Annotated in this window: 12 protein-coding genes and 1 pseudogene; 6 read left to right on the forward strand and 7 right to left on the reverse strand. The window is 69.5% G+C overall.

Features of this window, described 5'->3' with window-relative positions; genetic code table 11:
* Positions 1 to 105: 105 nt before the first annotated feature.
* The 5 genes from CJ014_RS09680 to thrC form a co-directional block, all read right to left on the reverse strand.
* On the reverse strand, positions 106 to 636 hold the full coding sequence (locus CJ014_RS09680) for an invasion associated locus B family protein (RefSeq protein WP_100080378.1): 531 nt from the start codon (positions 634 to 636) through the stop codon (positions 106 to 108).
* A 149-nt stretch (positions 637 to 785) separates the two neighbouring features.
* Complete coding sequence (locus CJ014_RS09685; RefSeq protein ID WP_425351905.1) at positions 786 to 3,779, reverse strand: EAL domain-containing protein; 2,994 nt, start codon at positions 3,777 to 3,779, stop codon at positions 786 to 788.
* Between the two features lie 190 nt (positions 3,780 to 3,969).
* A complete protein-coding gene (locus tag CJ014_RS09690; RefSeq protein WP_100080271.1) occupies positions 3,970 to 4,557 on the reverse strand; it encodes a GNAT family N-acetyltransferase in 588 nt (195 codons plus the stop codon).
* Entirely contained in the window at positions 4,554 to 5,834 is a 1,281-nt protein-coding gene (locus tag CJ014_RS09695) for a M16 family metallopeptidase (protein WP_100080272.1), read from the reverse strand. The genes CJ014_RS09690 and CJ014_RS09695 overlap by 4 nt, the downstream gene beginning before the upstream one ends.
* A gap of 390 nt (positions 5,835 to 6,224) precedes the next feature.
* Positions 6,225 to 7,625 carry a threonine synthase gene (thrC, locus tag CJ014_RS09700; protein WP_100080273.1) on the reverse strand — a complete coding sequence of 467 codons (1,401 nt, stop codon included), beginning with the start codon at positions 7,623 to 7,625 and terminating at the stop codon, positions 6,225 to 6,227.
* Positions 7,626 to 7,825: 200 nt separating this feature from the next.
* Between thrC and CJ014_RS09705 the strand changes: the two genes are divergently transcribed.
* Entirely contained in the window at positions 7,826 to 8,677 is an 852-nt protein-coding gene (locus tag CJ014_RS09705) for a patatin-like phospholipase family protein (protein WP_100080274.1), read from the forward strand.
* Between the two features lies 1 nt (position 8,678).
* Here the strand turns inward: CJ014_RS09705 and CJ014_RS09710 are convergent, their stop codons facing one another.
* A complete protein-coding gene (locus CJ014_RS09710) occupies positions 8,679 to 9,119 on the reverse strand; it encodes a nucleoside deaminase (RefSeq protein WP_207765713.1) in 441 nt (146 codons plus the stop codon).
* A 112-nt stretch (positions 9,120 to 9,231) separates the two neighbouring features.
* Between CJ014_RS09710 and CJ014_RS28375 the strand changes: the two are divergent.
* Positions 9,232 to 10,032: pseudogene (locus CJ014_RS28375) on the forward strand (pseudouridine synthase); the annotation flags it as partial.
* A 538-nt stretch (positions 10,033 to 10,570) separates the two neighbouring features.
* Complete coding sequence (gene rsmD / locus CJ014_RS09720) at positions 10,571 to 11,131, forward strand: 16S rRNA (guanine(966)-N(2))-methyltransferase RsmD (protein ID WP_100080277.1); 561 nt, start codon at positions 10,571 to 10,573, stop codon at positions 11,129 to 11,131.
* Between the two features lie 8 nt (positions 11,132 to 11,139).
* Here the strand turns inward: rsmD and CJ014_RS09725 are convergent, their stop codons facing one another.
* Positions 11,140 to 11,808: a HugZ family pyridoxamine 5'-phosphate oxidase gene (locus CJ014_RS09725; RefSeq protein WP_100080278.1), complete on the reverse strand. Its 669-nt coding sequence runs from the start codon at positions 11,806 to 11,808 to the stop codon at positions 11,140 to 11,142.
* A 267-nt stretch (positions 11,809 to 12,075) separates the two neighbouring features.
* Between CJ014_RS09725 and CJ014_RS09730 the strand changes: the two genes are divergently transcribed.
* The 3 genes from CJ014_RS09730 (at position 12,076) to CJ014_RS09740 (ending at position 15,100) form a co-directional block, all read left to right on the forward strand.
* The gene (locus CJ014_RS09730) at positions 12,076 to 12,780 is read left to right on the forward strand and encodes a response regulator transcription factor (RefSeq protein ID WP_100080279.1); all 705 of its coding nucleotides are present in this window, start codon (positions 12,076 to 12,078) and stop codon (positions 12,778 to 12,780) included.
* A gap of 62 nt (positions 12,781 to 12,842) precedes the next feature.
* The gene (locus CJ014_RS09735; RefSeq protein ID WP_425351906.1) at positions 12,843 to 14,651 is read left to right on the forward strand and encodes a stimulus-sensing domain-containing protein; all 1,809 of its coding nucleotides are present in this window, start codon (positions 12,843 to 12,845) and stop codon (positions 14,649 to 14,651) included.
* Positions 14,648 to 15,100 carry an HPr kinase/phosphorylase gene (locus CJ014_RS09740; RefSeq protein ID WP_100080280.1) on the forward strand — a complete coding sequence of 151 codons (453 nt, stop codon included), beginning with the start codon at positions 14,648 to 14,650 and terminating at the stop codon, positions 15,098 to 15,100. The genes CJ014_RS09735 and CJ014_RS09740 overlap by 4 nt, the downstream gene beginning before the upstream one ends.
* Positions 15,101 to 15,146: the final 46 nt, after the last annotated feature.

Below are 15,146 nucleotides of genomic sequence, written 5' to 3' on the forward strand. Positions count from 1 at the left end.
CAGCGTCCCATCATGAGGAGGATCGGTCCTCCATAAAAGCAAACGTCCGGAGCCTCCGGACGCGCAATATGTCGTGTTTCCGGCTGCCCCCTACAAGTATGGGGCTCACGGCAGGGCGTCGAAGCCTTCCTTGAAGCCCTTCAGCGAGATCGGGATGCCGATGCCGTCCTCCGGCGAATCGTAGATGATGAACAGCGCCTTGCCGCCGCTCTCGAGCTGGCCGACCAGATCGTCCTGCAGCACCACCTCGGCATAGCAGCCGCGCGCCCGGCAGCGCACGAAGCCGACGCGGCCGATGTCCTTGTCGTCGATGCGGAGGCCGAGGCCGGCCATCAGGTAGACGCCGAGCGGGGCGAGGACCCGCATGATCTTCGCCTTCTTGTCGACCGTCTTCACGATCAGCACCGACAGGCCGATGTTGTCGCGGTCCTCGGCGGTGACGTTCTGCACCATGGCGCATTGCTTGTCGCGGGCGCCGACCGGCTGGTCGCAGCGGATCTGCCAGTCGCCATGCACCGACTCGACCTTGCCGTCGACGAATTCCTGCGCCGCCGCCGAGGAGAGCGTCGCCGGCAGCGAGCCCAAGGCGAGCAGGACGGAAAGGCAGGCGGAAAGAACGGTCCTCATGACGGTCATGATCCTCTCGTCAACGTCCCAGACCCCGAAGACCGGCGGCGAATCACCGGCCAATCCTTATTCCCACACTTGCGGCGGCGCGAAAAGGCGGAGGAATTTGTCCGGCCTCAGTCGCCGGCGGGCCTCCGACCCGCGCCTTCGTCCCGACGTCAGGCGGCTGGCGGTCCGCTCGCCGCCTCGCCGACGCCGACCGGCGCGGCCGAAGCGCCCGGCACCCGCTCCGGCACGCGCAACGGCGCGTCGGGGATGGCGACCGGCGCCACCTTGGCCACCGCCTTCTTGGCCTTCTCCATCAGCTTGCGCACCTCGTCGGCGCTCATCGGCGAGCCGAACAGATAGCCTTCGAGATAGTCGGCGCCGAGACCGGCCACTTCCTCGAGATCGACGGCGCGATCGACCCCCTCCACCACCAGCTCCAGCTCGAGATCGTGGGCCAGCGAGGCGATGGTCCTCAGAAGCGCCTGCCGGTGGCGGCCGGAACTCCTGAGGACGTTCTGGTCGACCTTCAGCGTGCCGGGCGGCAGCCGCTGCAGATAGCTCAGCGAGGAAAAGCCCATGCCGAACTCGTCGACGGCGAAGCCGGCGCCGAGCTCCTTCAGCTTCACCAGCATCTGCAGCGAGAATTCCGGGCTTTCCATCAGCAGGCCCTCGGAGAACTCGATGTGCAGCACGTCGCGCGGCAGGCCGGTGCGCGACAGGATGGCCTTCACCTCGTTCAGAAGCTCGTGCCGGAACACCTGCCGGTTGGACAGGTTGACCGACATGGTCAGCGTGTCGCCGAACGGCAGATGGTCGCGCCAGTCGGCGAGCTGGCGGGCGGCCCGGTCGAGCAGGAACAGGCCGAGCTGCGCCACGAGGCCCGAACGAACGGCGATCGGCATGAATTCGGCCGGCGGGATCGAGCCCTTGCGCGGATGGTTCCAGCGCAGCAGCGCCTCGAAGCCGGACACCGACCGGTCGTCGGCCCGGATGACCGGCTGGTAGAGCACGGTCAATTCGCCCTTGTCGATGGCGCCGCGCAGGTCCTGCTCGAGGGCGGTGAGATCGGCCGACATGATGCGCAACGCCGGGCGGAAGGTCTCGATGCGGTCGCCGCCCAGCTTCTTGGCGAAGGCGAGCGCGATCTCGGCGTCCTGCACCAGCGTCCGCGCCTCCTTGTCGTCGGTGTCGGGCACGGCGATGCCGATCGAGGCGGTGAGGAACACTTCCTTCTCGCCGACGACGATCGGCGCCCGCACCGCCCGCTTGACGGTGTCGGCGAAGGCGGCCAGCCGGTCGGAGGCCTGCTCGGAGACCAGCACGATGCCGAAGCGGTCGCCTTCGAGGCGCGACAGCGTGTCGAGCGGCTTGACGAGCCGGCCGAGCCGGCGGGCCAGCGTCAGGAGGATGGTGTCGCCGACCGACAGGCCGAGCGTCTCGTTGACCTGGCGGAAGCGGTCGAGGTCGATGAGGAACACCGCCGGCCGGCGCTGATTGTCCACCTTGGCGCGGGCGAGGTCGGAGGCGAGACGGTCGAGGTAGAGCTCGCGGTTCGGCAGCGAGGTGAGGTTGTCGTGGATGGCGTCGGAGAGCAGCCGCTCCTGCGCCAGCTTCATGTCGGTGATGTCGAGCAGCGTGCCGACGCAGCGGATGACCTCGCCGTCCGAACCGAGGATCGGGCGGGCGCGCAGGCGGAACCACTGGTAATGGCCGTCCTGGGCGCGCATGCGGAAGGTCTGGGAAAGGCGGCCCTTGCGCGTCTCGACCACGGCGTCGAGCGTCGCCTTGAAGCGCTCGCGGTCCTGCGGGTGCAGGTAGTCGAGCCAGTCGCGGGCTGGCCCTTCGAGGCGGCCGCGCTTGAGGCCCAGGCTCTCCTCGGCCTCGGCCGAGGTGACGATCTGGTCGGCCAGCACGTCCCAGTCCCAGATCATGTCGCCGGAGCCGGTGAGCGCCAGCGCCTTGCGCTCGCTGTCGTCGACCTGGCCTTGCGTGATGGCGCCGCCGGCGAAGGCGTGCTGCATGACGGTGAAGCCGAGCAACAGGACGACCAGCACCAGGCCGCCGGCCAGCGCCGGCTGGGCGAGATCGCTGACCAGGCGGCCGGAGACGGCAAGGCCGGTGCCGGCCAGCCAGGCGAGGAACACCAGCCAGGTCGGCACCAGCATGATCGCCCGGTCGTAGCCGCGCAGCGCCAGCGCGACGATCAGCACGAAGCCGATGCCGCCGAGGGCGGCCAGCACCATGCGGGCGATGCCGGCGGTGATCGACGGATCGTAGAGGGCGAGCGCGAACAGGCCGGTCAGCGCCAGGAGCGTGATCAGCATGACGTGGCTGTAGCGCACGTGCCAGCGGTTGAGGTTGAGATAGGCGTAGAGGAAGATCACCATGGTGACGGCGATCATCACCTCCGAGCCGGCGCGGTAGAGCTGGTCCGTCCCCGAGCCGACGGCGAACACCTTGTTCCAGAAGCCGAAGTCGATGCAGAGATAGGCGAGCACCGCCCAGGCGAGCGCCGCCGTCGCCGGGAACATCATCGATCCCTTGACGACGAACAGGATGGTCAGGAACAGCGCCAGCAGGCCGGAGATGCCCAGCACGATGCCGCGGTAGAGCGTGTAGGCGTTGACGCTGTCCTTGTAGGCATTGGGCTCCCAGAGGCCAATCTGCGGCAGGTCGCGCGTCCTGAGCTCGACGACGAAGGTCACCACGGTGCCGGGATCGAGCGTCACCAGGAAGACGTCGGAATCCTGGCTGGTCTGCCGCTCGGGGGCGAAGCCGGAGCTCGGCGTGATCGCCGCGATGCGCGAGGCGCCGAGATCGGGCCACATGACGCGCGATCCGACCAGATGGAAATGCGGGGCGACGATCAGCCGGTCGAGCTGCAAATCCGACTGGTTGGACAGCGAGAACACCACCCAGGACGGATTGGGGTCGATGCCCTTGGCCCGCACCTCGATGCGGCGGACGACGCCGTCGGGACCGGGCGCCGTCGACACCTGGATCGAGTTGCCGGCGTCGCGCCGGTATTCGACGGCATGCGTCAGGTCGAGCGCCTTGACGTCGGGCTCGACCAGGATGGGCTCGGCGGCCCGGGCAAAGTGGGGCGTAAAGCCGGCGGCGAACACCAGCAGCAACACGGCGACAGCGGCGCGGACGAAGGCCAAGGACACTCTCCAGCTCGACTGGCGAACAGTTCAGTTTTCGTGAGCCGCGCCGGATACGCGGCGGCTTTTCGGGGGCGCGGCGGCCGGGGCGGCAGTCCGCCGGACATCCTTCGCGCGGCTTCCTCCGAAAGCGCGTCGGAGAGGTATAGCCGAGGACGGCGGCCGTGCAAACCGCCCGTTCGACAGGCCGTCAGGCGGCGCCGTCGTCATCGGCCATGCGCGCCAGCAGCACGTGGTCCTGCCAGCGGCCGTCGATCAGGAGATAGCGCCGCGCGTAGCCTTCGCGGACGAATCCGGCTTTTTCGAGAAGCCCCAGGGAACGGTCGTTGCCGGGGATGCAGGCCGCCTCGACCCGGTGGAGCCGCAATTCGCCGAATGCGAATTCGAGAACCAGATCCACCGCCCGGCGCATGTAGCCATGACCGGCGTGGCGCACGCTCATCCAGTAGCCGAGGCTGCAGCTCTGGGCGACGCCCCGCCGGATATTGGACAGCGTGATGCCGCCGAGCAGCGCCTCGTCGTCGTTCCGGAAGATGAGAAAGGCAAAGCCGCTCTGTTCGGCGGCCTCGCGCTGGACACGGCGGACGCGGCGCTTGAAGGCGGAGCGCGTCAGGTCGTCGGCCGACCATGTCGGCTCCCAGGGCTTCAGGAAGGCGCGGCTCCGGGAGCGTTCGCCCACCCAGGCGGCGTAGTCCGACACCGCCGGCACGCGCAGACAGACGGCGTCGTCCGCCAGCACCGGAAAGTTTCCGGAAGCCACGACGCCGAAAAATGTCATGCCGCGCTCGCCTTGGCCGATACGGCACCGGCGGCGATCGAGTCCACCGAGGGAACCTTGGCGATCGGGCCGATGGCGGCGAGCGTCGGGTTGGGCGCGACGACGATCTTCTCGAGGAACTCGCAGACCTTCTGCGGCGTCACGGCGTTGATGCGGGTGACCAGTTCGTCGAGCGGCAGCGTGCGGCCATGGAACATGATGTGACGGGCGATCTGGCCGGCGCGCGCCACCGGGCTCTCCAGCGCCATCAGCAGGCCGGCGCGGAGCTGCGACTGGGCGCGCTTCACTTCCACGGCGGTGACCGCCGTGGAGGCGCGGGCGATCTCGTTCATGGTCTCCTCGACCACCGCGCCGGCGTCGCGCTCGCCGGTCGCCGCCGAGATGCCGAAGATGCCGGCGTCCTCGAAGCCCCAGTGGAAGGCGTAGATGGAATAGCAGAGGCCGCGCTTCTCGCGGATCTCCTGGAAGAGCCGCGACGACATGCCGCCGCCGAGGATCGAGGAGGCGATCTGGGCGGTGATGTAGTCGTCGGCGCCATAGGCGATGCCGGGGAAGCCGAGCACCACCTGCGCCTCCATCAGGTCGCGCTCCTCGCGCGCCTCGCCGCCGACATAGACGGCCCGTTCGGGAACGACCGATTCCGCCTCGCCGAAATGCTGGAACTTGCGGCGGGCCATGCGCACGAGCTCGCGATGGCCGAGCTTGCCGGCGGCGGCGATCACCGTGCGGCCGCCGGTATAATGGCGATTGAGATAGGTGCGCAGCGCGTCGTCGGAGAAGCTCTTCACCGTCTCGATCGAGCCGAGGATCGGCCGGCCGATCGCCTGGCCGGGGAAGGCGGCCTGCTGGAACATGTCGAAGACGAAGTCTTCCGGCGCGTCGAGGGCGGCGCCGATCTCCTGGCCGATGACGTGCTTCTCGCGATCGAGCTCGTCGGGCTCGAACAGCGAATTCTGCAGGATGTCGGAGAGGATATCGAGGGCGAGCGGCACGTCGCCGGCCAGCACGCGGGCGTAGTAGCTGGTGCTTTCGATGGAGGTGGCGGCGTTCACCTCGCCGCCGACGTTCTCGATCTCCTCGGCGATGTCCTTGGCCGACCGCTTCTTGGTGCCCTTGAAGGCCATGTGCTCGAGAAGGTGGGAGATGCCGTTCTCGTCCGCCGCTTCCGATCGCGATCCGGCCGCCACCCAGACGCCGAGCGCCGCCGATGCCAGATGCGGCATGGAATGGGTGACGACGGTAATGCCGTTTTCCAACTTGGTTACTTCGACGGCCATCCGACCATTTCCTCCCTAGTGGTTCGGCCCCGACATTGGCGCTCGCCCGATAGAGGCCTCCCGGCCAATGTCGGAGCCGAGAGAACCACCGGAGCGGCGCGCGTTCTGACGAACGCAAGGCGTCGCCCTCTTCTTCCTCGTCGCATCGCCTTGGGAAAACCGGTTGCCGCCTTTCCGCACGATGCTCGGCAGACCCTTGTTTCCAGTGGCGCTTTCGAACCCGGCATTTGTCTCCCACATGATGTCAGGCGGGATTCAAATGTCAAATTCGCTCCGTTGGAGGGTCGGCTTTTCCAGCGAACACTGCATGGAACGACGCGCCACTCAACATAAAGTTTCGCGCCACCCTTCACTTTTGCCGGCGCGCGCCCTCCCGACGGCACTGTCCGTTCAGGCGAGAACCCGCGCCCTCCGGCGCACGAAAGCCTCGACGGCGGCGAGATCGTTGGCGAGCACCGTCATGCGTTCGGGCCGCTCCATCAGGTCGCCGAGGAAGGCCGGCAAGGCCGGCCGCTCGCCGCTCGCCGCCTGCACCGCATCGGGGAACTTGGCCGGATGGGCGGTGGCGAGCGTCACCATCGGCACGGGACCGCCGGTGAAGGCCTCGGCCACCACCACGCCGTTGCCGCCGTGGGTGTCGATCAGGTAGCCGGCCTCGCTCCGCAGGCGGCGGATCAGCGCGGCCGTCGCCTCGACCGACGCCCGGCCGGCGGCGAACTCGCTGCGGATGGCGGCGAAGGCGGCGTCCGGCAGCGCAAAGGCGCCCGACTGAGTGAGCGTCTGCATCAGGCGGGTCACCGTCGGCGCGTCGCGGCCGCAGGCCTCGAAGACCAGGCGCTCGAAGTTGGAGGACACCTCGATATCCATCGACGGCGAGGTCGACGGCACGACGCCGGTCGCCTCGTAGCGGCCGGTTTCCAGCGTGCGGGCGAGGATGTCGTTGACGTTGGTGGCGATCACCAGCCTGTCGATGGGCAACCCCATCTTCTTGGCGACGTAGCCGGCGAAGATGTCGCCGAAGTTGCCGGTCGGCACGGTGAACGACACCTTGCGGGCCGGCGCGCCGAGCGCCACGGCGGCGACGAAATAATAGACCACCTGGGCGGCGATGCGCCCCCAGTTGATCGAGTTGACGCCCGAGAGGCGGAGTTCGTCGCGGAAGGCGAAGTGATTGAACATGCCCTTCACGAGGCCCTGGGCGTCGTCGAAGGTGCCTTGGAGGGCGATGCAATGGACGTTGGCGTCAAGCACCGTGGTCATCTGCCGGCGCTGCACGTCCGAGACGCGGCCGTCCGGGAACAGGATGAAGATGTCGGTGTTGTCGCGGCCGCGGAAGGCCTCGATCGCCGCGCCGCCGGTGTCGCCGGAGGTGGCGCCGACGATGGTGGCGCGGGCGCCGCGCCGGCCGAGCACGTGGTCCATCAGGCGGGCGAGCAACTGCATCGCCACGTCCTTGAAGGCCAGCGTCGGCCCGTGGAACAGCTCGAGCAGGAAATGGTCCGGGGCGATCTGGACGAGCGGCGTCACCGCCGGATGGCGGAAGGTGCCGGTGTAGGCGGCGTCGATCATCGCCTTGAGGTCGGCGTCGGCGATGTCGCCGTCGACGAAGCGCGAGATCACCTCGAAGGCGACGTCGGGGTAGGAGCGACCGGCGAAGGAGGCGATGGTCGCCGCGTCGAGCGTCGGCCAGGTCTCCGGGACGTAGAGGCCGCCGTCGCGGGCGAGGCCGGCGAGGACGACGTCGGAAAAGCCGAGGACGGGGGCATTGCCACGGGTGCTTACATATCTCACGGACTTCTTCCCTGACGCGGCGACGGCCCGGGGTTCGCCTGCCGTCCTGAAAATGCTCTAGCGGCGGCGCGGCACCGCCGCAAGCGCAGTGACAATCGGGAAAGATCGTTTTTTGCCGGCCGATCTCGCGAAAGCGTCGTAAAGACGCCATATCGGTCCCGCATGCCCCTGTTCACGCCGAACCGACCGAGCCCGCCATCATGACCGTCGTTCCCCCGCCGCAGCCAAGCTTTCCCCGCCTCGGACTGGCGCTCGGCGGCGGCGGCGCGCGCGGCCTCGCCCACGTGCACGTATTGTCCGCCCTCGACGATCTCGGCCTCCGGCCGTCGGCGATCACCGGCTGCTCGATCGGCGCGCTGATCGGCGCGGCGGCGGCGGCCGGCCTCTCCGGCGCCGAGATCGAGGACGAGATCCTGGCGGCGCTCGGCCGGCCGGCCGACGTCTGGGGCAAGGTCTGGAAGCTCCGGCCGCGCAGCCTCGCCGATCTGGCCGGCGGCCTGCCGGTGTTCGATCCGGTGGCGGTGATCGGCGAATTCCTGCCGGAGCGCATTCCCGACGATTTTTCCGCCCTTCCCATTCCCTTTTCGACCGTCGCCGCCGACTTCTACGGCACCGCCGAGGTGGAGATCGGCGCCGGTTCCCTGCGGCGGGCGGTCGCCGCCTCGATCGCCATCCCCGCCCTGTTCCGGCCGGTGGAAATCGGCGGCCTGACGCTGATCGACGGCGGCGTGGTCAATCCGCTGCCCTTCGACCGGCTGCCGCAGACCGTCGAGCTGATCGTCTCGGTCGACGTGGTGGGAACGCCGGTGCGCCCGGACAACGGCCGCCTGCCCGGCGCCCGCGAGGCGCTGTTCGGCGCCAGCCAGGTGCTGATGCAGGCGCTGATTTCCGAAAAGCTGAAGTCGCGACAGCCCGACGTGCTGATCCGGCCGCCGATCGACGGCATCGGCGTGCTCGACTTCACCAAGGCGCGGGATATCCTCGCCGCCACGGCGAGCGTCCGCGAGGACGTGAAGGCGGCCGTCGGGCGCCGCCTCGACGCCGCGGCTTGATTTACCGCCGACCGGCGAAGAACTCTTTGAGAAGCCGCCCTGCCTCGCTCTCGCCGATGCCGGAATAGACCTCCGGCGCGTGATGGCAGCCGGGCGAGGCGAAGAAACGGACGTTGTGCTCCACCGCGCCGCCCTTCTCGTCGGCGGCGCCGTAGTAAAGGCGGCGCAGGCGGGCGAAGGAGATGGCGGCGGCGCACATGGCGCAGGGCTCGAGGCTGACGTAGAGGTCGCAGCCGACGAGCCGCTCCGAGCCGATCGCCGCGGCGGCGGCGCGGATCGCCAGCATCTCGGCATGGGCGGTGGGATCGCGGAGCTCCAGCGTGCGGTTGCCGGCGGCGGCCAGAACGGCGCCGTCGCGGACGATCACCGCGCCGACCGGCACCTCGCCGCGGGCGGCGGCCAAGCGCGCTTCCTCGATGGCCAGATCCATGAAACCGGGCATTGCGGTCCTTAGAGTTGGAGAGAGGGGTATAACCCGGCAATCGCTTCCGGAACATAGGGACCGACGCACCAATGGCTGCACGTCGCCCGCTTTTCCTGCTAAGAGCGTCGGCATGATCAAGACTCCCTCCCCCGCCGCCAAGGCGAAGAAGTCCCCGGCCAAGGCCGACGACGGCGCCGACCGCATCGCCAAGGTGATCGCCCGCGCCGGCCTGTGCTCGCGCCGCGAGGCGGAAAGCTGGATCGCCGCCGGCCGCGTCAAGCTCAACGGCCGCGTGCTGGACACGCCGGCGATCACCGTCAAGGCCGGCGACACGGTCGAGGTGGACGGCCAGCCGCTGCCCGAGCGCGACCGCACCCGCCTCTGGCTGTTCCACAAGCCGCGCGGCACCGTCACCACCACCTTCGACCCGGAAGGGCGGCCGACGGTGTTCTCGATCCTGCCCGACGACCTGCCGCGCGTCATGACCATCGGCCGGCTCGACATCAATACCGAGGGCCTCCTGCTGCTGACCAACGACGGCGGCCTCGCCCGCGTGCTGGAGCTGCCGGCCACCGGCTGGCTCCGCCGCTACCGGGTGCGCGCCCACGGCGAGGTCGACCAGGCGCGGCTCGACGCGCTGAAGGACGGCATCGCCATCGACGGCATCCTCTACGGTTCGGTGGAGGCGACGCTCGACCGCCGGCAGGGCGACAACGTCTGGCTAACGGTCGGCCTGCGCGAGGGCAAGAACCGCGAGGTGAAGACCATCCTCGCCCATCTCGGCCTCGACGTGAACCGGCTGATCCGCGTCTCCTTCGGTCCGTTCCAGCTCGGCGAGCTGGCCGACGGCGCCGTCGAGGAAGTGCCGCGCCGCGTGCTGCGCTCGCAGCTCGGCGACCGGCTGGCCGGCGAGGCGGGGGCCGACTTCGAGCTGCGCGAGGACGATCGCGCGCCGATCCAGTCGGTGATCGCCAGGAGCGGCCAGACCGCGCCCGCTCCCAAGGAAAAGGCGCCGGCGCGCCCGAAGGCCGTCTCGGCGGCGGCGACCCGCAAGCGCCACGAGGCCGATCTCGACGCGCGGCCGTCACGCCAGCCGGCCGGCCGGAGCGGCGGCAAGGCCGGCGCCGGAAAGCCGCCGGTGCGCGTCGCCAAGGCGGAGAAGCCGCAGCGCGCCACGCTGAGCCTCAAATCCGACGCCGCCGGCGAGCACCGCGCCGGCCGCCTCAGCCGGCGCGACGAAACCGAAAGCGCGCCGCGCGCCTACAAGTCGGGCAAGAGCTTCGAGGTCGACCGCAAGCCGCGCGCCCACGGCGACGAGCCCACCCGCGTGCGCGGCGACCGGCCGCAGCGGGGCATCGTGCCGAAGGGCAGCCGCATCCAGGACGGCAGCCCCGCCCCCGCCGGCAAGGGCGGCAAGGGGCCGAAGGCCGGCGGCGGCCGTGGCGGTGCGGGCAAGCCGAGGGGACGCGATGCGGATCGTCGCCGGTAAGCATCGCGGCGCGGCGCTCGCCACCCCGGCGGCCGGCGGCCTCGCCATCCGCCCCACGTCCGACCGGCTGCGCGAGAGCCTCTTCAACATCCTCGAGCATGCCTACGACGGCGTGTTGGAGAACGCCCGCGTCATGGACGTGTTCGCCGGCACCGGCGCCCTCGGCTTCGAGGCGATGAGCCGGGGGGCGAAGACCTGCCTGTTCGTCGAGGAGGCGGCGGAGGCGCGCGGCCTCATCCGCCGCAACCAGGAAACGCTCGGCCTGATGGGCACGACGCGCATTTTCCGCCGCGACGCCACCGCTATGGGATCGATCGGCCCGGCCGAGCCCTACGGCCTCGCCTTCCTCGATCCGCCCTACGGCAAGGGCCTTGCCGAACGGGCGCTCGCCTCGCTGCTCGCCGGCGGCTGGCTCGCCGACGGCGCCATGGTGGTGATCGAGGAGACCGCCAAGGCCGACCTGGCGCTGCCGGACGGTTTGCAGCGCCTCGACCAGCGCATCTACGGCGAGACGCAGGTGATGTTCGCCCGCCGGACCTGACCGACCGCTCACCCCAGCTCGGCAAGCAGGACCGCCACCTCGCCGGGATGGCCGGCCCGGCGCGAAAAGCACAACCGTCTCACCGGCGCGCCCGCGACGTCGACGCCGTCGGGATCGACCGCCACCATCGGCGGGCCGGCAGCGCTGCCGTTGAGGGCGCTCAGCAGCAAGGCCTCGGCCGCCACGAAGGCGTTGGCGACGGCCGGCGGCACCAGAACGTCGGTCGCCGCGAGGCGGGCGATCCGTCCGAAGCCGGCCACCAGATGAACGCCCTCCACCGTCATGCGGTGGATGGAGAAATCGCCGAAACCGGCATAGCCCTCCGCCTCCGGATGGCGCGCCAGGAAGCGGGCGAGGAGACGCGCCCGGTCGGCCTCGTCGCGCGCAACGCGCTGGAGCCGGCCGACGACGGTGGCGCGGGCGCCGGTCAGCGGATCGTCGCCGCCGCCGGCCGGCACCTGCATCAGCAGCGAGGCGCGGCCGTCGCGCGCCAGATGGCGGGTGTGGGCGGCGAGATCGGACAGAAGGACGAGCGGCGCGCCGTCGATGTCGGTCGCCACCGTCACGAAGGTGACGAACGGCCCGCCGTCCGGCGTCAGCGTGCCGAGCGAGGCGGTCGCCGCCGAGCGCAGGATGCGGCGCGCCATGTCCTCGGCCTCGAAACGGGTATCGTCCATCGGAAATCTCCCTTGAATTCCTCGGCGAGCCTCCGCCGGGCCGTAACCGAACCGGAGCGAACTTTGCCGATCGGCAGTCCAGTCTTCAAAGGCCCGGAGGCAAATTCATTCCCTTAGCCCCGAAAGCGGGTGAACAAGCGAGTGAATTCTTGATCTTTCTACATTGTTGCCCAGATTCTGCTCAACTCTGCTACAAAGGTCCGGCTGTCGATACCGACCGAATATGACATGAAGAGCTTAGGCTCGGAACTGACGGGGACCTGGGGCATGCCGACCATCGCGCTCGTGGACGATGACAGAAACATCCTGACGTCCGTCTCGATCGCCCTCGAATCGGAGGGCTATCGCGTGGAGACCTATACCGACGGCGCGTCCGCCCTCGACGGTCTCACCAAGGTGCAGCCCGATCTCGCCATCCTCGACATCAAGATGCCGCGCATGGACGGCATGGAACTGCTGCGCCGCCTCCGGCAGAAGACCGACATGCCCGTCATCTTCCTGACCTCCAAGGACGACGAGATCGACGAGCTGTTCGGCCTCAAGATGGGGGCGGACGACTTCATCCACAAACCGTTCTCGCAGCGCCTGCTGGTCGAGCGGGTCAAGGCGGTGCTGCGCCGCGTCGCGCCGCGCGACACCACCGCCGCGCCCAAGCCGAGCGACGCCAACCGCAACATCGAGCGCGGCAACCTCGTGATGGACCAGGAGCGGCACACCTGCACCTGGAAGGGCCAGAACGTGGTGCTGACCGTCACCGAGTTCCTGATCCTGTTCGCGCTCGCCCAGCGGCCCGGCGTGGTCAAGAGCCGCAACGCGCTGATGGACGCCGCCTATGACGATCAGGTCTATGTCGACGACCGCACCATCGACAGCCACATCAAGCGGCTGCGCAAGAAGTTCAAGGCCATCGACGACGACTTCGAGATGATCGAGACCCTCTACGGCGTCGGCTACCGCTTCAAGGAGATGTGAGGCGGGGCGCTAGCGGAACGAATTTGACATTTGAATCCGAGGCTAGCATTTGGCGGAGGCAAATGTCGGAGTCGAGCCACTGGCAGGAAGCGATGCCGATGAGGGGAAGCCAGGAAGCCGATCGGGAGAGCGGCGGGCGCATCCAGACGATGCGCCGGCTGGTGCCGGTCGTCATCCGTCGCGTCAAACGCTCCGCGGCGACGTCGGTCGGCACCTCGCTGAGCCGCCGCATCCTGGTCCTCAACCTCGCCGCGCTGGTGGCGCTGGTATCGGGCATCCTCTACCTCAACCAGTTCCGGGCCGGCCTGATCGACGCGCGCGTCGAAAGCCTGCTGACGCAAGGCGAGATCATGGCCGGCGCCATCGCCGCCTCGGCCTCGGCGGTGTCCAACACCATCACCATCGATCCCGAGCGCCTGCTGCAGATGCAGGCCGGCGGCGAGATGACCGCCCCGACCGACACCGAGAGCCTCGACTTTCCGATCAATCCCGAGCGGGTGGCGCCGCTCCTCAGGCGGCTGATCACGCCGACCAAGACGCGGGCGCGCATCTACGACCGCGACGGCATCCTGATCCTCGATTCCCGCTTCCTCTACTCGCGGGGGCAGGTGCTGCGCTTCAACCTGCCGCCGGCCAAGCCTCAGCCGCCATCGCTTCTCGAACAGGCGATCAACGCCGTCACCTTTCGCCTGAGGCGGTTCGACCTTCCCGTCTACCGGGAGCTCGGCGGCGCCAACGGCCGCGGCTATCCCGAGGTGGAACAGGCGCTCAACGGCGCGCCCGGCACGGTGGTGCGCGTCACCGACGCCGGCGAGATGATCGTCTCGGTGGCGGTGCCGGTGCAGCGCTTCGGCGTCGTCGTCGGCTCGCTGCTGCTGTCCACCGAGGGCGGCGACATCGACGCCATCGTCACCGCCGAGCGCTGGGGCATCTTCCGCGTCTTCCTGGTGGCGGCGGCCGTCACCACCACGCTGTCCTTCCTGCTGGCCGGCACGATCGCCCGGCCGCTCCGCCGCCTCGCCGCCGCCGCCGACCGCATCCGGCGCGGCGTCAAGCAGCGCGAGGAGATCCCCTCCTTCGACCGCGAGGACGAGATCGGCGACCTCGCCCGCGCCTTCCGCGACATGACCAATGCGCTCTACAGCCGCATGGACGCCACCGAAAGCTTCGCCGCCGACGTCGCCCACGAGCTCAAGAACCCGCTGACCTCGCTGCGCTCGGCCGTCGAGACGCTGCCGCTCGCCAAGAGCGACAACAGCCGGGAGCGCCTCCTCGAGATCATCCAGCACGACGTCCGCCGCCTCGACCGGCTGATCACCGACATTTCCGACGCCTCGCGCCTCGACGCCGAGCTCGCCCGCGAGGACGTGGCGCCGCTCGACGTCGGCCGGCTGGTCGAGGGCGTCGTGTCGCTGGCCCGGGAGACCGGCCGCCACCAGGAGATCGGCATCGACCTCAAGGTCGACCACGGCGAGGGCGACAAGCCGCTGATGGTGCTCGGCCACGACAGCCGGCTCGGGCAGGTGTTCAACAACCTGATCGACAACGCCCGCTCCTTCTCGCCGGAGGGCGGACGGGTCGAGGTCACCGTCCGCCGCGACGGCGCCGTGATCGAGGTCGTCGTCGACGACCACGGCCCCGGCATCCGCGCCGAGAAGCTCGAACGGGTGTTCGAGCGCTTCTACACCGACCGGCCGGAGGGCGAGGGCTTCGGCAACAATTCCGGCCTCGGCCTGTCGATTTCCAAGCAGATCGTCGAGGCCCATCGCGGCACCATCACGGCGATCAACCGCACCGACGACCCGGCTGACCCCGGTCGCGTCACCGGCGCCCGCTTCGTCGTGACGCTGCCGGCGGACCTCGCCGCATGACGCCGCCGACCGTTCACGCCACCGCCGTCGTCGTCGGCGAGGCCGGCGTGCTGATCCGGGGCGCATCGGGCAGCGGCAAGACCTCGCTGGCCTTCGCGCTGGTCGACGCCGCCCGGCGGAGCGGTCTTTACGCCGCCTTCGTCGCCGACGACCGCGTGGCGCTTGAGGCCGTGCACGGCCGCCTGATCGCCCGCTGTCCGGAGCCCCTCTCCGGCCTTGCCGAGCGGCGCGGCCGCGGCATCGAACGGGTGGAGCACGTGCCGGCGGCGGTGATCCGCCTCGTCGCCGATCTCGTCGACGCCGGGGCGGTGGCCCGCCTGCCCGAGGCAACGGAAACCGAGGTGGAAATCGACGGAGTAAGGCTGCCCAGACAGGCGATTCCGGCCCGGCAAACGGTGGTTTCGCTGCCGCTGCTCGCCGCCGCGCTCGCGGAAATGAACAAGATTTAACGATCGGAGTCGCAATTCCGACAAACCTTGGGCTTTTTCCCTAAAG

Source organism: Pleomorphomonas carboxyditropha (assembly GCF_002770725.1).
Taxonomy (GTDB): domain Bacteria; phylum Pseudomonadota; class Alphaproteobacteria; order Rhizobiales; family Pleomorphomonadaceae; genus Pleomorphomonas; species Pleomorphomonas carboxyditropha.